The sequence below is a fragment of the Pseudonocardia sp. TMWB2A genome (assembly GCF_017312135.1).
Genome location: NZ_QKQY01000002.1, coordinates 6,162,862 through 6,182,957, shown reverse-complemented (window position 1 = coordinate 6,182,957; position 20,096 = coordinate 6,162,862). Strand labels below are relative to the sequence as shown.

The 20,096-nt window shown below is 75.5% G+C and carries 15 protein-coding genes; 10 read left to right on the top strand and 5 right to left on the bottom strand.

The genetic code is table 11. The annotated features are described in order from the left end of the window. Window positions 1-16 precede the first annotated feature (16 nt). The 3 genes from DMP17_RS43455 to DMP17_RS43445 are packed head-to-tail and all read left to right on the top strand — an operon-like array spanning window position 17 to window position 4,400. Window positions 17-1,264: an alanine racemase gene (locus tag DMP17_RS43455; RefSeq protein WP_337832530.1), complete on the top strand. Its 1,248-nt coding sequence runs from the start codon at window positions 17-19 to the stop codon at window positions 1,262-1,264. Continuing rightward, window positions 1,264-2,895 carry an N-acyl-D-amino-acid deacylase family protein gene (locus tag DMP17_RS43450; RefSeq protein ID WP_337832529.1) on the top strand — a complete coding sequence of 544 codons (1,632 nt, stop codon included), beginning with the start codon at window positions 1,264-1,266 and terminating at the stop codon, window positions 2,893-2,895. The genes DMP17_RS43455 and DMP17_RS43450 overlap by 1 nt, the downstream gene beginning before the upstream one ends. Continuing rightward, window positions 2,892-4,400 (top strand): GntP family permease, encoded by a 1,509-nt coding sequence (locus DMP17_RS43445; protein ID WP_337832528.1) that lies wholly within the window; start codon window positions 2,892-2,894, stop codon window positions 4,398-4,400. The genes DMP17_RS43450 and DMP17_RS43445 overlap by 4 nt, the downstream gene beginning before the upstream one ends. Here the strand turns inward: DMP17_RS43445 and DMP17_RS43440 are convergent. From DMP17_RS43440 to DMP17_RS43425, 4 genes are all read right to left on the bottom strand, one after another. Then, complete coding sequence (locus DMP17_RS43440; protein WP_226355188.1) at window positions 4,397-4,702, bottom strand: nitrile hydratase accessory protein; 306 nt, start codon at window positions 4,700-4,702, stop codon at window positions 4,397-4,399. The genes DMP17_RS43445 and DMP17_RS43440 overlap by 4 nt on opposite strands. Next, window positions 4,689-5,348, bottom strand: a complete 660-nt coding sequence (nthB, locus tag DMP17_RS43435) for a nitrile hydratase subunit beta (protein ID WP_226355189.1) — start codon at window positions 5,346-5,348, stop codon at window positions 4,689-4,691. The genes DMP17_RS43440 and nthB overlap by 14 nt, the downstream gene beginning before the upstream one ends. Beyond that, complete coding sequence (gene nthA, locus DMP17_RS43430) at window positions 5,345-5,926, bottom strand: nitrile hydratase subunit alpha (protein ID WP_226367256.1); 582 nt, start codon at window positions 5,924-5,926, stop codon at window positions 5,345-5,347. The genes nthB and nthA overlap by 4 nt, the downstream gene beginning before the upstream one ends. An 89-nt stretch (window positions 5,927-6,015) precedes the next feature. Continuing rightward, window positions 6,016-6,897, bottom strand: coding sequence for a hypothetical protein (locus DMP17_RS43425; RefSeq protein ID WP_226355191.1), 882 nt, complete (start codon window positions 6,895-6,897; stop codon window positions 6,016-6,018). Window positions 6,898-7,085: 188 nt separating this feature from the next. On the opposite strand from DMP17_RS43425, the gene DMP17_RS43420 reads away from it, so the two are divergent. Continuing rightward, entirely contained in the window at window positions 7,086-7,910 is an 825-nt protein-coding gene (locus DMP17_RS43420) for a siderophore-interacting protein (RefSeq protein ID WP_337832527.1), read from the top strand. Window positions 7,911-7,917: 7 nt separating this feature from the next. Here DMP17_RS43420 and DMP17_RS43415 read toward each other — a convergent pair whose 3' ends face one another. Then, window positions 7,918-8,664: an SDR family oxidoreductase gene (locus tag DMP17_RS43415; RefSeq protein WP_226355193.1), complete on the bottom strand. Its 747-nt coding sequence runs from the start codon at window positions 8,662-8,664 to the stop codon at window positions 7,918-7,920. A 71-nt stretch (window positions 8,665-8,735) separates the two neighbouring features. Here DMP17_RS43415 and DMP17_RS43410 point away from each other — a divergent pair, with 71 nt between their 5' ends. The 6 genes from DMP17_RS43410 to DMP17_RS43385 all read left to right on the top strand — a co-directional run bounded on the left by DMP17_RS43410 (window position 8,736) and on the right by DMP17_RS43385 (window position 20,089). Then, window positions 8,736-9,356 (top strand): TetR/AcrR family transcriptional regulator, encoded by a 621-nt coding sequence (locus DMP17_RS43410; protein WP_226367253.1) that lies wholly within the window; start codon window positions 8,736-8,738, stop codon window positions 9,354-9,356. A 207-nt stretch (window positions 9,357-9,563) separates the two neighbouring features. Then, window positions 9,564-13,187 (top strand): transcription-repair coupling factor, encoded by a 3,624-nt coding sequence (gene mfd / locus DMP17_RS43405; RefSeq protein WP_226356640.1) that lies wholly within the window; start codon window positions 9,564-9,566, stop codon window positions 13,185-13,187. Window positions 13,188-13,472: 285 nt separating this feature from the next. Continuing rightward, window positions 13,473-14,660: a type III PLP-dependent enzyme gene (locus DMP17_RS43400; protein WP_226367252.1), complete on the top strand. Its 1,188-nt coding sequence runs from the start codon at window positions 13,473-13,475 to the stop codon at window positions 14,658-14,660. Beyond that, window positions 14,657-18,226, top strand: coding sequence for a S41 family peptidase (locus tag DMP17_RS43395; RefSeq protein ID WP_226355196.1), 3,570 nt, complete (start codon window positions 14,657-14,659; stop codon window positions 18,224-18,226). Before DMP17_RS43400 ends, DMP17_RS43395 begins: the two co-directional genes overlap by 4 nt. A gap of 13 nt (window positions 18,227-18,239) precedes the next feature. After that, complete coding sequence (locus DMP17_RS43390; protein ID WP_226355197.1) at window positions 18,240-19,163, top strand: SurA N-terminal domain-containing protein; 924 nt, start codon at window positions 18,240-18,242, stop codon at window positions 19,161-19,163. Then, a complete protein-coding gene (locus DMP17_RS43385) occupies window positions 19,163-20,089 on the top strand; it encodes a MazG family protein (RefSeq protein ID WP_226355198.1) in 927 nt (308 codons plus the stop codon). Before DMP17_RS43390 ends, DMP17_RS43385 begins: the two co-directional genes overlap by 1 nt. Window positions 20,090-20,096: the final 7 nt, after the last annotated feature.

Here is a 20,096-nt window from a genome sequence, read left to right as displayed (position 1 = left end):
CAGAGGGGACAAAGGGATGCTCCGGTACGCGTCGCTCGGCGCCGAACGGCCCGGCCCGTACGCCAAGTCGGTCCCGCCGCTGCCCGGCACGGTCGACGAGTGGCTCGCCGGCGGGCCGCGGCTGTCGGACCTGGCCACACCCGTCCTCACCCTCGACCGGGCGGCCCTGCACGCCAACGCCGAGCGGATGGCCGGCTGGTGTGCCGTGCACGGCGTCGACCTCGCTCCGCACGGCAAGACGACGATGGCCCCCGCGCTGTGGGACCTGCAGCTGCGCCACGGCGCCTGGGGGATCACCGTCGCGACGCCGTGGCAGGCGCGGATCGCGATCGACGCCGGCGTGCGACGGGTGCTGCTGGCCAACGCACTCGTCGACCCGGCCGGGGTGCGCGCCGTCGCCGCCGCCCGCGACGCCGACCCGGACCTGGAGGTCCTCAGCTGGGTCGACTCGGTCGACGCCGTCGCCGCGATGAGCGCCGCGGCGGGGTCCCCGGCGCGGCCGCTCGCCGTCGCCGTCGAGCTGGGGGCGCCCGGCGGGCGGACCGGTGCGCGGACCCTCGACGAGGCCGGGCGGGTGGCCGCGGCCGTCGTCGCGAGCCCGGCGCTCGTGCTGGCCGGGGTCGGCGGCTACGAGGGCGCGCTCGCGCACGACCCGTCGGCGGAGTCGCTGGCGACCGTCCGCGCCTACCTCGACGACCTCGCCGAGCTGCACCGGCGGCTCACCCCGTCCTACGGTACCGACGAGATCGTGGTCACCGCGGGCGGCAGCGCCTACTTCGACCAGGTCGTCGCCGCGCTGGCCGGGCTCGCCGACGCGCGCACCCGCGTCGTGCTGCGCTCGGGCGCCTACCTCGTCCACGACGACGGCTTCTACCGCGGCATCTCCCCGCTGGCCCGCGACGACGAGCAGCGCCCGTTCCGCTCGGCCATGCACGTGACCGCCCGGGTGGTGTCGACCCCCGAGCCCGGCCTGGCGCTGCTCGACGCGGGCAAGCGCGACGTCCCGTTCGACGAGGGGCTGCCCGAGCCGCAGCGGATCGCCGACGACCTCGGGGCGCCCTCGCGGCCGCTGACCGGCACCGTCACCGCCGTCAACGACCAGCACGCGTTCCTGCGCACCGGGGAACCGGTCCGGATCGGGCAGGTCGTCCGGCTCGGGCTCTCGCACCCGTGCACCGCGTTCGACAAGTGGCGCTGGATCCCGGTGCTGGACGGCACGGACCCCGACCCGCAGGTCGTCGAGCTCGTCCGGACGTTCTTCTGATGGGCACGCTGCTGCGCGGCGGCACCGTCGTCGACGGGACCGGCGGGCCCCGGTACACCGCGGACGTGCTCGTCGAGGACGAGCGGATCGCCGCGGTCGGGCCGGATGCGTCCGGGCGGGCCGAGCGGGTCGTCGACGTGGACGGGATGGTCGTCGCCCCCGGGTTCGTCGACATGCACGCCCACTCCGACCTGCGCCTGCTCACCGAGCCCGCGCACCTCGCGAAGGTCTCCCAGGGCGTGACGACCGAGGTCCTCGGCCAGGACGGGCTGTCCTACGCCCCCGTCGACGACGCCGTCCTGCCCGTGCTGCGCCGCGCGATCGCCGGCTGGAACGGCGACCCCGGCGCGGACTTCTTCACCTGGCGCACCGTCGCCGAGTACCTGGACCGGCTCGACGGGGGCATCGCCGGCAACGCCGCCTACCTCGTCCCGCACGGCACCGTCCGCGCGCTGATCTGCGGCTGGGACGACCGCCCCGCCACGCAGGCGGAGATCGCCCGGATGGCCGACGTCGTCCGCACCGGCATGGACCAGGGCGCGGTCGGTCTCTCGGCCGGGCTCACCTACACCCCCGGCATGTACGCCGACGGCGCCGAGCTCGCCGCGCTGTGTGCCGCGGTGGGGGAGCGGGGCGGCTTCTTCTCCCCGCACCACCGCAGCTACGGCGCGGGCGCGCTGGAGGCCTACGCCGAGATGGTCGACGTCGCCGAGCGGTCCGGGTGCGCGCTGCACCTGGCCCACGCCACGCTCAACTTCGGCCCCAACAAGGGCCGGGCCGGGGAGCTGATCACGCTGCTCGACGCGGCCGTCGCCCGCGGCGTCGACATCACCCTCGACACCTACCCGTACCTGCCGGGTGCGACGACGCTGTCGGCGATCCTGCCCAGCTGGTGCCAGTCCGGCGGCCTCGACGCGGCCCGCGGGCGGCTGCGCGACCCGGCCGCACTCGCCCGGATCCGCGAGGACCTGGAGGTCCACGGCTCCGACGGCTGCCACGGCGTCGTCGCCGAGTGGGAGACGATCGAGATCAGCGGGGTCACGAACCCCGAGCTCGCCGGGCTGGTCGGGCGCACGGTCGCCGACATCGCGGGCGCGACCGGAGCGGATCCGTTCGACACCTGCGTGGACATCCTGCTCCGCGACGACTTCGGGACCGGCATCCTGCAGCACGTCGGGCACGAGGAGAACGTCCGCGCGATCATGCGCCACCCGCGGCACACCGGCGGCAGCGACGGCCTGCTCGTCGGCGCGAAGCCGCACCCGCGGGCCTGGGGGACCTTCCCCCGCTACCTCGGCCACTACTGCCGCGAGCTCGGGCTGTTCTCCCTGGAGGAGTGCGTCCACCACCTCACCGGACGCGCCGCCGACCGGCTCCGCCTGGCCGACCGCGGCCGCGTCCGGCCGGGCCTGGCCGCCGACCTGGTCGTGTTCGACCCGGACACCGTCACCGACACCGCCACCTTCGCCGAGCCCGCCCAGCAGGCGGCCGGCATCCCGTACGTCCTGGTCAACGGGGCCTTCGCGGTCGACGGCGGGGAGCGCACCGACGTGCTCGCCGGCCGCGCGCTGCGCCGCCGGGCCGACGGCCGGACCGCACCGGGCACCCACCCCACCGGAGGACGACGATGACCTTCCTCGACTGGCTGCAGAACGACACGGCCGGCCTGCTCACCCTCGCCGCCGTCAGCGTCGCGCTGCTGCTGCTGATGATCATGCGGCTGCGCCTGGAGCCGTTCATCGCGCTGATCGTCACCGGCGTGCTGGTCGCGCTGGTCGCGGGCGTGTCGGTCACCGACCTCGTCGGCACCCCGATCAAGGCGTCGGACTCGCTGTTCGAGACCGGGTTCGCCGGGATCCTCGGCCACATCGCCCCGATCATCGGGCTGGGCACCGTGCTCGGCGCGATCATGGAGCGCTCCGGCGGCGCGGACGCCCTGACCGAACGGCTGCTCCGGCTGTTCGGGCCGAAGGGCGCACCGCTCGCGATGGGCGTCACCGGGCTGGTGCTCGGCATCCCGGTGTTCTTCGACATCAGCATCTTCGTGCTCGCGCCGCTGGTCTACGTGGCCGCGCGCCGCGGCGGCCGCTCGCTGGTGCTCTACGCGATGCCGATGCTCGCCGGGCTGTCGATGACCCACGCGTTCCTGCCGCCGCACCCCGGACCGGTCACCGCGGGCGGGCTGCTCGGCGTCGGCATGGGCTGGGTGATCGCGATGGGCCTGCTCTGCGGCATCCCCGCCTGGCTGGTCAGCGGCGTCTGGTGGGGCTCGTTCATCGGGCGGCGGATCCAGGTCGGCGTCCCCGAGGACCTGCCCGGCGGGGCCGCCCCGGCCGCGGCCCCCGGCCCGGCCGGTCCCGCGCGCGACACCGGCGACGGCGACGGCGACACGAGCGGCGGCGGGACGGGCGGTGTCCGCACCGCGGAGACGGCCGGCCCGCAGACCGCGGTCGCGGTGGCCGCGCCCCCGTCGGTCGCGCTCATCTCCTCGATCATCGCGGTCCCGCTGGTGCTCATCCTCGCCGCGACCGTCGCGGGGGTGACCCTGCCCGAGGGCACGGTGCTCCGCGACGTGCTCGTGCTCCTCGGCACCCCGGCCATCGCGCTGACGCTGTCGGTGCTGCTCGCGCTGTACCTGCTCGGCATCCGGCGCGGGACGTCGATGGCCGAGCTCGGCCGGATCTCCGGCGAGTCGCTGCGCCCGGTCGGGATGATCCTGCTCGTCGTCGGGGCGGGGGCGTTCTTCGGCAAGGTCCTGCAGACCACCGGCGTCGGCGACGCACTGGCCGGCTCGATGACCGCGATCGGGCTGCCGGTGATCGCCTCGGCGTACCTGATCAGCGCGGCGCTGCGGATCGCCCAGGGCTCGGCGACCGTCGCCATCGTGACGACGGCGGGCATCATCGGCCCGACCGTCGCCGCGGGCGGCTACAGCCAGCCCCAGCTCGCGCTGATCGTCGTCGCCGTGTCGGCCGGGTCGATCATCGCCAGCCACGTCAACGACGGCGGGTTCTGGATCGTCGCCAAGTACTTCAACATGACGGTGAAGCAGACCCTGATGACCTGGACGGTGCTGGAGACGATCCTGTCCGTCGTCGGGTTCGCCGCGGCCGCGCTGGTGTGGGCCTTCGTCTAGGAGCGCAGCGGGTCGGCGTCGAGCGTGACCGGCGCGCCGTGCGGGGTCGCGACGGCGGCGCGCAGCCAGGCGCCGGTCCGCTCCTCGACCGAGCCGCGGTCGGCGACGCCGAGCCCGTCGAGCAGGTGCTCCAGCGCGGCGAGCCAGGCGTCCCAGTAGTCCAGGCCGGTGTCCAGCTCGGCGCCCAGGGTCTCGGCGAACTCCTGCCGGTCCAGCGTCCCGGTGTCCTGCAGGGCCACGGCCAGCGCGAACGCGCTCGCCTGCCACGGCTCGTCGAAGACCGGGCCGTCAGGCGGGCTCAAGGTAGGACTCCCAGGCGTCGACGGAGACGGTCGTGGTCGGGTCGGCGTCCGGGCCCCACAGCTCGGGGCCGGTGAAGACCACGGTGTAGAGCGGCTCCGGGCACTCGCCGTGGCCGTGCGCGCGGGCGTCGGGCAGCACGTGGGTCCCGCGGTGGGTCTCGACGGTCCCGCAGCGGCCGCGGACGTAGCGGGGGAGGCGGGTGTGCCCGCGGGGGTGCATCACCCGGGCGCGCACGCGGTCGCCGGGGGCGAACCGGGGCGGGCCGGTGTCGTCGCGCTCGGTGGGGGCGCCGGTGGCCAGCACCCGGGCGGCGGCGTCGGCGTCCAGCGCGGCCGGGGCATCGGAGCGCGGGCGCAGGGAGCGCCCGGCGTCGAGCTCGTCGGCGCCGACCAGGCCGTGGGTGACCAGCAGCTTCTCGGTCGCCGCGAGCCAGATCTCGTAGTAGGTCAGGGTCAGGTAGACCGGCGGCGGGAGCGACTCGCGGGCGTGCCGGGACTCGTCGATCGACCAGCCGCCCGGGCGGGCCGCGGCAAGGGTCAGCGCCAGCACCAGCGGCTCCCAGCCCGCGTGGAACCGGACGTCCTCCGGCTCGGGCTCGACCGGCCCGAAGCCCATCGCGCCGCCGAGGTCGTGCGCGCCGTTCACGCCGACACCAGCCGGGTGCCGATCATGGCGTCGCGGGAGACGATCGCGGCGAGCTCGTCGGTGGACCAGCCGTCGGTGCCGGGCGGGCGCTGCGGGACGACCAGGTAGCGCAGCTCGGAGGTGGAGTCGTGCACCCGGATGGCGACGTCGTCGTCGAGCACGGTCCCGAAGTCGGCGAGCACGCCGCGCGGGTCCAGCACCGCCCGCGACCGGTAGGCCGGCGACTTGTACCAGACCGGGGGCAGACCCAGGACCGGCCACGGGTAGCAGGAGCACAGCGTGCAGACGACGAGGTGGTGCTCGCCCGGTGAGTTGAACACCGCGGCGAGGTGCTCGCCGCCGCGCCCGCCGTAGCCGAGCTCGGCCACCGCCGCGGTCGCGTCGTCGGCGAGCCGGGCCGCGAAGTCCGGGTCGGTCCAGGACCGGGCGACGACGTGCGCGCCGTTCCGCGGGCCGACCCGGTGCTGGTAGGTCTCGATGATCTCGTCGAGCGCGGCCGGGTCGACGTAGCCCTTCTCGACCAGGATCGACTCGAGCGCCCGCACGCGGGCGTCCACCGGTCGCAGCTCACCGCTCATCGGGACGACGCTAGCCAGGCGGGGCCGGGGCGTCGAGAGCACGACGGCCCGGCACCTCGCGGTACCGGGCCGTCGGGAGAGCGGTGGGCTCAGGCGTTCGTGAGTGCGTCCTCGAACTCCTCGGCCTTCAGCGGGGCGAGGTCGGAGACCCGCAGGAAGTCGCCCAGCGTGGTGCCGGTCGCGCCCGAGTCGACGTTGCGCGGGCCGCGGCCGGCCCGGACGTCGTCGAGGTTGATCGTGCGCAGGTCGTAGGAGAACCGGGTGACGTCGGAGGTGTTCGGCGCCGACGCGTGCAGGTGGTTCGACGAGAACATGAACACGTCACCGGACTGCCCGGCGATCCGGATCTCGCCGCGGGACTCGAAGTCCTCCAGCGGGAGCGGGTGCGGACGGGTGTCGGTGGTCTTCTCGCCGGCGGCCGCGGTGCGGTGCTTGGCGACCCACTCGTCGTAGTCGTACTGGTTCGAGCCGTTCTTCACGGGACGGTCGAAGTAGTCGGTGTACATGCTCATGACGTTGTCGCCGACGACGTCGAACACCGGGGTCCAGTAGTTCACGAGCTGCTGCGGGTGGCCGTACCACATGTCGCGGTGCGCCTTGTAGTTGTAGGACACACCGGCGGTGAGGAACTGGTCGGCCGGGATCACGCGCAGCCGCGGGATGTCGAAGTAGGTGCGCTCGGGGTCGACGCCGAAGTCGACGGCGAACTGCTGGCAGAGGGCCTTGGTCCGGTCGCCGTTGGTGAACTCGCGCTTGAGCGGCTCGACGCGGCGGACGAACTCGTCGACGTCCATCTCGTACTGGGCCCGCTCCGGGTCCAGACCCTCGAAGGCCTGACCGATCAGGTCCTTGGCGTGGTCGGCGAGGGCGTTCGCGCCGCCGATCCCGCTGTAGAGGTGGAAGTCGCCCCGGAACAGGGACTCGCGGCGCGCGTCGTCGTCGATCCGGCGGTTGAGGTAGACCGTGATCACCGCTTGCTCCTCCGTGCTGGCTCGGGGGCGGAACCCGCCTGACGCCTGTCGACGCTAGCGCACACGATCGGGTGACCATCTACGATGCGACGTAGTAGTCGCGCCGTGTGACACCGTGTCCGGAAGATCCGTTTGGTGTGGTCCGCTCCGTCGTGGTTAGCTGAGCCTCACCTATGGAGGAGGCGGCGATGTCGGTCGTGACCGAGGACCGGACGGCGGTCCGTGTGGTGGGTCTGCAGCGGCTCTCGGACGTCTTCGTCCGGGCCGAGCTCGAGGGGGAGGGGCTCGCCGGTCTCGGCCTGCCGGGCGTCCCCGACGAGGCCTGCGTCTTCCACTTCCCGCTGCCCGACGGCGGCCGCGACGACCACGGTCGCTGGTACACCCTGCGCGAGGTCAGCCCCTGCCGCGCCCGGGCGTCCATCGACCTGGTCTGCCACCCCGGCGGGGTCGGCGCGGGCTGGGCCCGGCGGGCCTGCGTCGGCGACGAGATCGAGGTCTCGCACTCGAACAGCTGGTTCAAGCGCCCGGCCGGCGTCGGCTGGCAGATCCTCGTCGGCGACGCGGCCGCGCTCCCGGCGCTCGCCCGGATCGTCACCGAGACCCCCGAGGGCATCGACACCGAGGTCGTACTGGAGATCGACGAGGTCCCGGCCGACTTCCCCGCGCGGGCGCGGGTCCGCCGCGAGCCCGCGAGCGAGACCGGCAGCCGGCTGGGGGAGATCGTCGCCGGGCTGGTGCTGCCGGACGGGCCCGGCTACGTCTACGTCGGCGGGGAGGCGTCCGCGACCCGCGCCGCCCGCAAGCACCTGCGCCACGAGCGCGGCCTGCCGCCCGGCGCCTACGGCGTGCTCGGCTACTGGCGTCGTGACGCCGACACCTTCCGCCGCACCTGGCAGGCCAACCAGGAGCGCTTCGAGAAGGCCTACGCCGACGCGGCCGCCGCCGCCGAGGGCGACGACGAGCGGATGCTCGACCTCTACGAGGCGACCCTGGAGCGCGACGGGCTGCTCTGAGCCGGGCTCACGCCTGCGCCGTCGGCCGGACGACGACCTGGTTCACGTCGACCCCGGCGGGCTGTTCGAGCGCGAACGTCACGGCGCGGGCGAGCGCGGCCGGGTCCAGGGCCATCTCGTCGCGTCGCGCCCGGTAGTCCGCGCGCAGCCGCTCGTCGCCGATGCCCTCGACGAAGTCGGTCGCCACGAACCCGGGCGAGATCTCGGTGACCCGCAGCGCCGGCCCCGCCTCCTGGCGCAGTCCCTCGCAGAGCGTCCGGACGGCGTTCTTGGTGGCGGCGTAGACGACCTGGCCGGGGACGACGCGCAGCCCCGCGGTCGAGACGACCACGACCAGGTGGCCCGCCTGCTGGGCGCGGAAGACCGGCAGTGCCGCGGCGAGCCCGTAGAGGACGCCGCGCAGGTTGACGTCGATCATCTCCTCCCACTCGTCGACCCGCAGCTCGTCGAGCGGGCGGACCCGGCCCACGCCCGCGTTCGCCACGAGCACGTCGAGCCGGCCGAACTCGGCCCGCGCGCGGTCGACCAGTGCCATGTGCGCGGCCCGGTCGCGCACGTCCATCGGCACCGTGACCGCGGTCCCGCCCGCGGCGCGCACGCGCTCGGCGACGGCCTCCAGGCGGTCCGCCCGGCGGGCCCCCAGGACCAGGTGTGCCCCGCGGGCGCCGAGCTCGACCGCGGTGGCCGCGCCGATGCCCCCGCTCGCGCCGGTGACGGCGACGACCCTGCCGGTGATGGTGTCCTGCGTGTCCACGGTGTCCCCCGTCTTGAAGTGATAACCCACTTACACGCTAATGTGATAGGCCCATCACGGCAAGGAGGGGCATGGCCCGGCGCGCGACGTTCCATCACGGTGACCTGGCCGGTGCCCTGGTGCGGGAGGGCGTCGGCCTGCTCGCCGAGGTCGGCCTGCGGGGGTTCTCGGTCGCGACGCTGGCCCGCAGGCTGGGGGTGAGCACGGCCGCGCCCTACCGGCACTTCGCCGACCGCGACCGGCTGCTGGCCGCGGTCGTGACCCTGGCCGCCGGGGAGCTGGCCGACGCGATGGAGGCGGCGGCCGGACGGGCCGGTGACGACCCGGTCGCGCGGCTCGCCGTCGCGGGCGGTGCCTACGCCCGGTTCCTCGCCGACCGCCGGGTGGGGCTCGACCTCGTCTACGGGGCCGAGCTCCGGGCGCTGGGCGACCGGGAGCTCGCGGCCGTGGGGCGCCGGATCGTCGACGTCCTGCTCGGGCCGGCCCTGGAGCTCACCGACCCGGTCGCCGCGGTGCCCCTGATGGAACGGGTGGTCGCGGTCGCCCACGGCTACGGGGCGCTGGACGCGGACGGCTTCCTCGCCGACGCCCGGGTCGGGGGCGGCGGGACCGCCGAGCGTGCGGAGGCCGCGGTCGCGGCCGTCGTCCGCGGCACGGCCGGGACCTCCCCGTCCCCGGCGGGCGGCCCGTGAGGCGGGCGGGCCCGGACGTGCCGCGGCACACGGACGCCTCGGTCGGCGCCCGCGTGGGCCAGGCGTAAACTCGCAGACCGGCACCCCGACCGGGTCGGGAGCCCTACCGCGACCCGGGCAGGGGTCTGTCCTGCCCGCGGCCGGCCCCCGTCGCCGCGCGCACCGCCAGCCCACCTCCACCGAGGAGCCAGCGCCGTCGTGGCCATCCTGTCCGGTCTGCTCACCTCCGCCCTGTCCGACGCCGGTCTCCGTGCCGCCGTCGACGCCGCCCGTGCCGCGGACACCCGCGCCGGTGAGACCCCTGCCGTGCAGGTCGAGGGCCCCTCCGCGGTGCGCCCGCTGCTCGCCGCCGGACTCGCCGAGACCTCCACGGTGCTCGCCGTGACCGCCACCGACCGGGAGGCCGAGGACCTCGCGGCCGCGGTGTCGGACCTGCTCGGCCACGGCGAGGCGCTCGATTCCGCCGCCGACACCGTGCACGACTGCGCGGGCGCGCCGGTCGTCGTACTGCCGAGCTGGGAGACGCTGCCGCACGAGAAGCTGTCCCCGCGCCCGGACACCGTCGCCCGCCGACTGACGATCTTCCACCGGCTCTCCTCAGCGGAGACCGCCCCGCGGGTGGTCGTGACCGCGGCGCGCAGCCTGATCCAGCCGGTCGCGCCCGGGCTGGGCACGCTCGCCCCGGTGACGCTGGCCGTCGGCGAGGAGTACGACTTCGAGCAGCTCCTGGTGCGGCTGGTCGAGCTGGCCTACAGCCGCGCCGAGATGGTCACCACCCGCGGCGAGTTCGCCGTGCGCGGCGGCATCCTCGACATCTTCCCGCCGACCGCCGAGCACCCGGTGCGCGTCGAGTTCTGGGGCGACGAGGTCTCCGAGGTGCGGTCGTTCTCCGTCGCCGACCAGCGCTCGGTCGGCGAGGTCACGCGGATCGACGTGCCGCCGTGCCGCGAGCTGCTGCTCACCACCCCGGTGCGCGAGCGGGCCGGCGAGCTGGCCCTGGAGCAGCCCGAGACCGCGGGCCTCAACCGCAACCCGCTGCGCGAGCTGCTGGAGAAGCTGTCCGAGGGCATCCCCGGTGAGGGCATGGAGTCGCTGATCCCGGCGCTGGTCGGCGGGGAGATGCAGACGCTCACCGACCTGCTCCCGGACGGGACGCGGGTGCTGCTCGCCGACCCCGAGCGCATCCGGACCCGCTGCGCGGACCTCGTGCGCACCGGGCAGGAGTTCCTGGAGGCGTCCTGGCTGGCGTCCGGCTCCGGCGGCGAGGCCCCGATCGACGTCTCCGGGTCGGCCTACCGCGACCTGCGCGTCACGCTGGACCACGCGACGGCGACCGGTCGCCCCGTGGTCTCGCTGTCGCCGCTGCTGTCGGGCGCCGACGACGTCGTCGTGGCGGGCGTGCACGAGATCGAGCCCTACCGGGGCGACACCGACCGCGCGCTGACCGACCTGCGCGCGCACGTCGCCACCGGCGGCGCCGCGGTGCTCGTGCTGGCCGGGCAGGGCACCGCCGACCGCTCGCTGGAGCAGCTGCGCGAGGCCGAGGTCCCCGCCTCCGCCGTCCCGGTGCTCACCGACGCCCCGGAGAAGGGGATCGTCACCGTCACCTGCGGGCGCGTGCTGAACGGGTTCACCGCGCCGGAGGTCGGGCTGGTCGTCGTCTCCGAGGCCGACCTGACCGGCAGCCGCGCCGGGCTCGACACCGCGCCGCGCAAGACCACCCCGCGCAAGCGCAACGCCGTCGACCTGGCCGTGCTGCAGCCCGGCGACTTCGTCGTCCACAACCAGCACGGCATCGGGCGCTTCATCGAGATGAAGGAACGCACCGTCCAGGGCGCCACCCGCGAGTACCTGGTGCTGGAGTACGCCAGCTCCAAGCGCGGCCAGCCCGCCGACCGGCTGTTCGTGCCGACCGACGCCCTCGACGAGATCAGCCGCTACGTGGGCGGCGAGCAGCCCGCCGTCAACAAGCTCGGCGGCGGGGACTGGGCCAAGACCAAGAGCCGCGCCCGCAAGGCGGTCAAGGACATCGCGGCCGGTCTGGTGCAGCTCTACGCGGCGCGCCAGGCCTCTCCGGGGCACGCGTTCGGCGCGGACACCCCGTGGCAGCGCGAGCTCGAGGACGCCTTCCCCTACACCGAGACCCCCGACCAGCTCTCCGCGATCGACGAGGTCAAGCGGGACATGGAGCGTCCGGTCCCGATGGACCGCGTCATCTCCGGCGACGTCGGGTTCGGCAAGACCGAGATCGCGGTGCGGGCGGCGTTCAAGGCGGTGCAGGACGGCAAGCAGGTCGCCGTCCTCGTCCCGACGACGCTGCTCGCCACCCAGCACCTGTCGACGTTCTCCGAGCGGATGCGCCAGTTCCCGGTGACCGTGCGCGGGCTGTCGCGGTTCACCGACCCGGCCGAGGCGCGCGAGACGATCGAGAAGCTCGCCGACGGCACCGTCGACGTCGTCGTCGGGACGCACCGGCTGCTCCAGACCGGCATCCGCTACAAGGACCTCGGCCTGGTGATCGTCGACGAGGAGCAGCGCTTCGGCGTCGAGCACAAGGAGCACATCACCGCGCTCCGAGCGCACGTCGACGTGCTCACCCTGTCCGCGACGCCGATCCCGCGGACCCTGGAGATGAGCCTCGCCGGCATCCGCGAGATGTCGGCGATCACCACCCCGCCCGAGGAGCGGCACCCGACCCTGACCTACGTCGGCGCCTACGACGACAAGCAGGTCGCCGCCGCCCTGCGCCGCGAGCTGCTGCGCGACGGCCAGGTGTTCTACGTGCACAACCGGGTCAGCTCGATCGACCGGGCGGCCAAGAAGATCCAGGACCTCGTCCCCGAGGCGCGGGTCGCCGTCGCGCACGGGCAGATGAACGAGGACCTGCTGGAGCGGACCGTCAGCGCGTTCTGGCACCGCGAGTTCGACGTGCTGGTCTGCACCACGATCGTCGAGAACGGCCTGGACATCTCCAACGCCAACACCCTGATCGTCGAGCGCTCCGACACCCTGGGCCTGTCCCAGCTCCACCAGCTGCGCGGCCGGGTCGGGCGTGGTCGCGACCGCGGCTACGCCTACTTCCTGTTCCCGGCGGAGCACCCGCTCACCGAGACCGCGCACGACCGGCTCGCCACCATCGCCCAGCACTCCGAGCTCGGTTCCGGCGCGGCCGTCGCGATGAAGGACCTGGAGATCCGCGGCGCGGGCAACATCCTCGGCGCCGAGCAGTCCGGCCACATCGCCGGCGTCGGGTTCGACCTCTACATCCGCCTGGTCGGGGAGGCCGTCGCGGCGTTCCGCAAGCAGGCGGGCGGGGAGATCGGGGCCGAGCCGGAGGAGCTGCAGGAGGTCCGGGTCGACCTGCCGGTCGACGCGCACGTCCCGCACGACTACGTCGACGGCGAGCGGTTGCGCCTGGAGGTCTACCGCAAGATCGCCGAGGCGCCGGACGACGCCGCGCTCACCGCGATCGTCGAGGAGCTGACCGACCGCTACGGCGAGCCCCCGACCCCGGTGCGCAACCTGCTGGAGGTCGCCCGGTTCCGCCAGCTCTGCCGCCGCCTCGGCATCCGCGAGGTCGCCTCGGCGGGCACCCAGCTGCGGATCGGGCCGATGCAGCTGCCCGACTCCGCCCAGCTGCGGCTGCGCCGGCTCTACCCGAAGGCGCAGTACAAGGCGGCCGCGCAGGTCGTCACGGTGCCCAAGCCGGTGGCGGGCGGGCGGATCGGCGGCGCCGCGATGCGCGACGTCGAGCTGCTCGGCTGGTGCGCGGAGCTGCTGCTGCAGATCGTGCCGACCTCCACCCCGGTGCACAGCTCCGCCTCGTCCTGACGCGGCCCCGACGCGGCGTTGACGCCGCGTTGATGAACACCGGGTGCTGCGCCGGAGAACATCGGGTGTCGGCGTCCGTGCCGTTTCCGGGACGGAACGGGACGGACGCCGGCGAACCGGTCGCCGGAGTTGTCGGGATCAATCGCGCGACGTGGGTTCCCGTTTCTCCCGGTGATCCACGGCACCACACGGACGTGATCCACACTGTTTTACGATCGGATCGACGGCATCCGAGATCGCCGTTTCCGTCGTGAACTCCCCGTTTCCGGGAAAGAGGTGTGTCCGATGTCCGATCGCCGGCCCGTCTCCACCGATTCCGCCGAACTCTGCACTCCGTGCCTGGTGCTGGACCTGGACGCCGTCCGGGAACGGTACGCCGAATTCGGACGCGCACTTCCCGGTGCGGAACTGTTCTATGCGGTCAAGGCGAATCCGGCCCCGCGACTCGTCGCATTCCTGGTCGGCCTCGGCGCGCGATTCGACGTCGCCAGCCGGCCGGAGCTGGAACTGTGCCTGGCGGCCGGCGCGCGGCCCGCGGACATCTCCTACGGCAGCACCGTGAAGAAGGAACGCGACATCGCGTTCGCGCACCGCAGCGGGGTCCGCCGGTTCGCCGTCGACTCGGCCGCCGAGCTGGCCAAGATCGCGCGCTGCGCGCCGGGGGCGGAGGTGGTCGTCCGGGTCACCTGCACCGGCGCGGGCTCCTGCTTCCCGCTGGACCGCAAGTTCGGGTGCTCGCCGGCCGCGGCCGCGTCGCTGCTCCTCGACGCCGACGCGGCCGGGCTGCGCGCCGCGGGCGTGTCGTTCCACGTCGGCTCCCAGCAGCTCGACCCGGGGGCGTGGCGGGCCGGGATCGCCGACGCCGCGGAGGTGTTCCGCCGGGTCCGCGCCCGCGGGCTGCGACCCGACCTGCTCGACCTCGGCGGCGGCTTCCCCGCGCACTACGACGCGCAGGTCCGCCCGCTGTCGGACTACGGCGACGCGATCCGGGACGCGGTCGCCGCGGAGTTCGGCGACGACCGGCCGGAGCTGATGATCGAACCGGGCCGGGGCCTCGTCGCCGACGCGGGGACGCTCTACAGCGAGGTCGTGCTCGTGTCCGACCGGGACGGTGACGCCGGTCCGCGCTGGGTCTACCTCGACGTCGGCCGCTTCGGCGGGCTCGCCGAGACCGAGGGCGAGCTGGTCCGTTACCCGATCCGCACCGCGCACGACGACGGCCCCCGCTCCCCGGTCGTGCTGGCCGGGCCGACCTGCGACAGCGCCGACGTGCTCTACCGCAGGCACCCCTACCTGCTCCCCGACGACCTGTGCGCCGGTGACGTGGTCCGGCTGCTGCACACCGGTGCCTACACCGCCAGCTACTCCTCGGTGGGCTTCAACGGCTTCGCGCCGCTGCGCTGCGTCTGCACCGGGGACCCCGCCGCGGGCGGGTCCGGAATGTCGGTGCGTGCGGCTAACGTCGCCGTGTGAGCTTCCTGCGCCATCCCCATCTGTCGGGTGACACGCTCGTCCTTGTCGCGGAGGACGACCTGTGGACGGCTCCGGTCGAGGGCGGGCGGGCCCACCGCCTGACCGCGGACGGGGTGCCCGTCACCGCACCGCGCTTCTCGCCCGACGGCGGGTCCATCGCCTTCGCGTCCCGGCGCGACGGCGCGCCCGAGGTGTACCGGGTCGACGCCGAGGGTGGCACGCCCGCCCGGCTCACCTGGTGGGGCGAGGCGCCGACCCGCGCCGCGGGCTGGACCCCCGACGGCGCGGTGGTCGCGCTGTCCGCGCACGGGGACGCGACCTCACGGCTGTGGGCGTACGCGGTCCCGGCGACCGGCGGGGCACCGCGGCTGCTCCCGCACGGCACGCTCTCCGCGCTCGCCCACCAGCCCGGCGGACCCGCCGTGCTCACCCAGGTCGAGGGCGGGCGCGACGCGGCCCACTGGAAGCGCTACCGCGGTGGGCGCGCCGGCCGGCTGTGGCTCGACGCCGCCGGGACGGGGGAGTTCACCCGGGTCCTCGCCGATCTGGCCGGGCAGCTGGAGTGCCCCATGATCGTCGACGACGGGTCGGGCCCGCGGCTGGCGTTCGTCTCCGACCACGAGGGCTGGGGGAACGTCTACTCCGTCCCGCTCACCGACCCCGGCACCGACCTGCGCCGGCACACCGACCACGGCTCCGGCGGCGGCACCGACTTCTACGCCCGGCACGCGAGCACCGACGGGCGCCGGGTGGTCTACGAGTCGGCCGGGGAGATCTTCCTGCTCGACGACCTGTCCGCCGCCTCGCAGCCGCGCCGGATCGACGTCCGGCCAGGCGGGCCGCGGCGCGCCCGCGAGCCGTTCCGCGCGTCGCTGCCCGCCGACCTCGGCCCGGTCCGGCCCGACCGCACCGGCCGCGCGAGCGTCGTGTCGGTGCGCGGCACCGTGCACCGCCTCACCCACCGCGACGGCCCCGCCCGCGCGCTGCTCGCCGAGCCCGGCGTGCGGGCCCGGCTCGCGCACCCGCTCGGGACGCACCGCGCCGTGTGGGTGGACGACGCGACGGGTGAGGACGCCGTGGTCGTGGCCCCGCTCGACCCGCACGCCCCGGCCGCCCCGGAGCGGGCGCGGTACGCCGCGGGCGGCGTCGGGCGGGTCCTGGAGCTGGCCCCGGCACCGGACGGCTCCGCCGTCGCGCTCACCACGCACGACGGCAGGCTGATGGTGCTGCACACCGGCGCCGACCCCGCACCGGACCCGGCGCCCGGCCCCGACGACCGGCCCGACGACGGCGTGGTCGACGAGGCCGTCCCGGCCCGGGCGGTGGGGGAGCTGCGCGAGCTGCACCGCGGCACCGCGGGCGAGCCCTCCGACGTGTCCTGGTCACCGGACTCGGCCTGGCTGGCCTGGTGCGACCCGGCCCCCGAGGGGCTGTCGCGGATCGTGCTCACCCGGGTCGCCGACGGCGAGCACACCGAGGTCACCCCGGCCCGCTTCCACGACAGCGACCCGGTCTTCACCGCCGACGGCAGGCACCTGGCGTTCCTGTCCCGGCGGGTGTTCGACCCCAGCTACGACGAGCACTCCTTCGACCTGACCTTCGGCACCGGCTGGAAGCCGTTCCTGGTGCCGCTGGCCGCGCGGACGCCGTCGCCGTTCGGGGCGGGGCCGGACGGCCGCCCGGTGGACCCGGCCGACGAGGGCCCGGACGACCCGCCCGCCACCCCGCCGACGCCCCCGGCCCCGCCGGAGCCCGGCGACGAGCCCGAGCCGTCCGGTGACGGGGCCGCGGACGGTGCTGGCCGCGTGGTGGCCGCGGCGACCGGGGCCGGGGCGCAGGCCCGGGGCGGGGCGCGCGGCGGCCGTCGCCGGTCCGGGCGTGACGCCGACGAGGCACCGCCGGAGGTCGTCGTCGACGTCGAGGGGCTGGCCGACCGGGTCGTCGGCGTGCCGGTCGAGGCCGCCCGCTACACCCGGCTCGCCGCGGTCCGGGGCGGCCTGGTGTGGCTGCGGCTGCCCGGCGGCACCGGCGTGCTCGGCGACAGCCTCCCCGACGACGACGCCGAGCCCGACCGCGCCGTGCTGGAGCGGTTCGACCTGGCCCGGCGCACGGTCACCGTCGTCGCCGACCCGGCGTCGTCGTTCGCGGTGAGCGGCGACGGCACCCGGCTCGTCGTCCGGGACCGGGGCACGGTGCGGCTGCTGCGCGCCGACCGCGGCCACGCCACCGCCCCGGAGGACGACGCGGGCGGCGACGAGTTCACGATCGACACCCGCCGGCTCGTGGTCACCGTCGACCCGGTCGCGGAGTGGCGGCAGATGTACGACGAGACCGCCCGCCTCATGCGCGACCACTTCTGGGTCGAGGACATGGCCGGCGTGGACTGGGCCGCCGAGACCGCCCGGTACCGGCCGCTGGTCGACCGGGCCGGGAGCCACGACGACCTGCTCGACGTGCTGTGGGAGCTGCACGGCGAGCTCGGCACCTCACACGCCTACGTCATGGGCGGCCGCGCCGGCGGCGACCCGACCGGGCGTCCCGGCCTGCTCGGCGCGGACCTGGAACCCGACCCCGGCGGCGGCCCGGGACGGCGGGTCCGCCGCGTCCTGCCGCCGGAGACCTCCGCGCCCGCCGCGCGCAGCCCGCTGTCCGGGCCGGGCGTCGACGTGCGGGCCGGGGACGTGCTGCTGGAGGTGAACGGACGCCCGCTCGACCCGCACTGGGGTGTCGCACCCCTGCTCGTCGCGACGGCCGGGAGCACCGTGGAGCTCACCGTGCGCTCCGGCCCCGACCGGTCCGACGCGGGCACCGTCCGCCGCGTCGCGGTGCGCCCGCTGCACTCCGAGGACGAGCTGCGCTACCAGGACCGGGTGGCCCGGCTGCGGGCCGAGGTCGCCGAGCGTTCCGGCGGGCGGCTCGGCTACCTGCACGTGCCGGACATGATGGGCTACGGCTGGGCCCAGCTGCACCGCGACCTCGCCCGCGAGACCGCGAAGGACGGCCTGCTGCTCGACGTGCGCGGCAACCGCGGCGGGCACACCTCGCAGCTGGTGGTGGAGAAGCTCGCCCGCCGCGTCATCGGGTGGGACCTGCCCCGGCACGGCGCACCCGCCACCTACCCCGAGCAGGCGCCGCGCGGGCCGGTGGTGACCCTGGCCGACGAGCGCTCCGGCTCCGACGGCGACATCGTCACCGCCGCCGTCAAGCGGCTCGGGGTCGGCCCGGTCGTCGGGACCCGCACCTGGGGCGGGGTGATCGGCATCGACAGCCGCTACCGGCTCGTCGACGGCACCCTGGTCACCCAGCCCCGCTACGCCACCTGGTTCGACGACGTCGGCTGGACGATGGAGAACCACGGCGTCGACCCCGACGTGGAGGTGGTCGTGACCCCGCAGGACCGGGCGGCCGGACGGGACCCGCAGCTGGACCGGGCGATCGCGATCGCCCTGGCCCGGCTCGACGAGCACCCGCCCGCGCGGCCGCCGGACCTCGCGGGGCGGCCGTCGGCGGCCCGGCCCGCACTACCGGGTCGGCCGGGCGGGGGAGATCGGCACCACATCGCGTGAGAGGCTGACCGCCGTGCGCACTCGCAGGATCACCGCCGCCCTGCTGATCGTCGGGGCCGTCGCTGTCACCGGGGCCGGCTGCGGCACCGGACCGAGCCGGGTCGACTCCGCCGCGATCGTCGGCGAGAGGTCGATCCCGCTCGCCACCGTGCAGCCCGCGATCACCTCGGTGCTCACCCGGCCCGGGCTGGTCGACGGTCTCAAGGCCCAGGGCGGGTCCGAGGCCGACATCGGGCGGGCCGTGGTGTCCCAGCTGGTGATCCGCGACCTGATCGGCCTGACCGCCCCGGAGCAGGGCGTCACCGTGTCCGACCAGCAGGTCGCCGCGGCGATCGCCCAGCAGGGCGGCGAGCAGGCGGTGCAGGAGTCGTCGCTGGCGGTCGGCGGTGCGCAGGCCGCCACCCGGGACGAGCTGACCCTGTCCGAGCTCGCCCGCCGCGAGCTTCCGCGGCTGTCGGTGACCGCGGACGTCGCGGTCGCCCAGGACCGGGCACAGGCCACCACGCTGGCCCGTGAGGTCGCCGCAGGCGGGCAGCGGGCCGAGGCGGCGCTGGCCGGTGCCGGCACCACCCAGCGCGGGCTCGCGATCCGCCCGGCCGAGACCCCGCAGGCCGCGCTCACCCCGCTGATCGGGATCCCGGCCGGCTGGGTCGCCGCGTTCCCGCTGGGCAGCGGCCAGGGCTGGGTCGTGGTCCGGGTGACCAAGCGCGACCTCGGCGCCCCCGCCCCGGGCGACGCGGTCGGCCAGCTGGACCAGCGCTCACTGTCCGAGGCCGGGATCCGCATGCTCACCCCCACCGCGCTGCGCACCGGCGTGCAGCTCAACCCCCGCTACGGCGAGTGGGACCCGATCCAGATGCTCGCCGTGCCGACCGCCGAGGACGCCTCCGTGGTGTTCCCGGTCGCCGCGGGCAACCCGACCCCGCCCGCCCCCTGATGGCCGCGACGGTCGTCGTCTGCCCCCGGCGCGGGGCCGCACTCCCGGCCGCGGCGCTGCCGCTGCTGCGCTCCGCGACCGCCGTGCTCGCCGTGCCCGGTCTCGACGCCGGCGCCCCCGCCGGTGCCCTCGACTGGACCGGCACCGACCCCGCCGCGCTCGCCGACGGCACGGTGCTGCTGGTCCCGGCGGGCCACCCCGCCGCCGCGCACCCCGGCGCGGTGCCGCCGCCCACCGGGCACGCGGTGCTCGACGCCGTCGCGGTGATGGACCGGCTGCGCTCGCCCGGCGGCTGCCCGTGGGACGCCGAGCAGACCCACACCTCGCTGCTGCGTTACCTCGTCGAGGAGTGCTACGAGCTCTACCAGTCCATCGAGGACGGTGACCGCACCGAGCTGCGCGAGGAGCTCGGCGACGTCCTGCTGCAGGTGCTGTTCCACGCCCGCGTCGCCACCGAGCACGACGGCGCCCCGTTCGGGATCGACGAGGTCGCGACCGGGCTGGTCGACAAGCTCGTCGGCCGCCACCCGCACGTGTTCGCCGCGGGGGAGCAGGTCGCCACCGCCGCCGACCAGGACCGCCGCTGGGACGAGCTCAAGCGCGCCGAGAAGCAGCGCGAGTCCAGCGTCGACGGCATCGCGACGGTCCAGCCGGCCGTCGCGCTCGCCGCGAAGCTGACCTCCCGCACCGCGAAAGCGGGGCTGCCCGCGGACCTGCTGCCCGCCGACGACGGCGCCGGCGCGGCGCTGTTCCGGCTGGCCGCGGCCGCACAGCTCGGCGGCGGTGACCCGGAGGCCGCGCTGCGCACGGCCGCCCGCGAGTTCGAGGCGCGGGTGCGGTCGGCGGAGAAGGCCGCCGCCGCGGACGGGCTCGACCCGCACGCGCTGACCGCCGAGGACTGGCGCCGCTACTGGGACGGTCCCTGACCCCCAC

Excerpts from the sequence above, each read along its gene's own strand:
- DMP17_RS43400 (WP_226367252.1), top strand. The coding sequence starts at position 13,473 with ATGTCCGATCGCCGGCCCGTCTCCACCGATTCCGCCGAACTCTGCACT.
- DMP17_RS43445 (WP_337832528.1), top strand. The coding sequence starts at position 2,892 with ATGACCTTCCTCGACTGGCTGCAGAACGACACGGCCGGCCTGCTCACC.
- nthA (WP_226367256.1), bottom strand. The coding sequence starts at position 5,926 with ATGAGCGGTGAGCTGCGACCGGTGGACGCCCGCGTGCGGGCGCTCGAG.
- DMP17_RS43455 (WP_337832530.1), top strand. The coding sequence starts at position 17 with ATGCTCCGGTACGCGTCGCTCGGCGCCGAACGGCCCGGCCCGTACGCC.
- DMP17_RS43385 (WP_226355198.1), top strand. The coding sequence starts at position 19,163 with ATGGCCGCGACGGTCGTCGTCTGCCCCCGGCGCGGGGCCGCACTCCCG.
- DMP17_RS43450 (WP_337832529.1), top strand. The coding sequence starts at position 1,264 with ATGGGCACGCTGCTGCGCGGCGGCACCGTCGTCGACGGGACCGGCGGG.
- DMP17_RS43410 (WP_226367253.1), top strand. The coding sequence starts at position 8,736 with ATGGCCCGGCGCGCGACGTTCCATCACGGTGACCTGGCCGGTGCCCTG.
- DMP17_RS43420 (WP_337832527.1), top strand. The coding sequence starts at position 7,086 with ATGTCGGTCGTGACCGAGGACCGGACGGCGGTCCGTGTGGTGGGTCTG.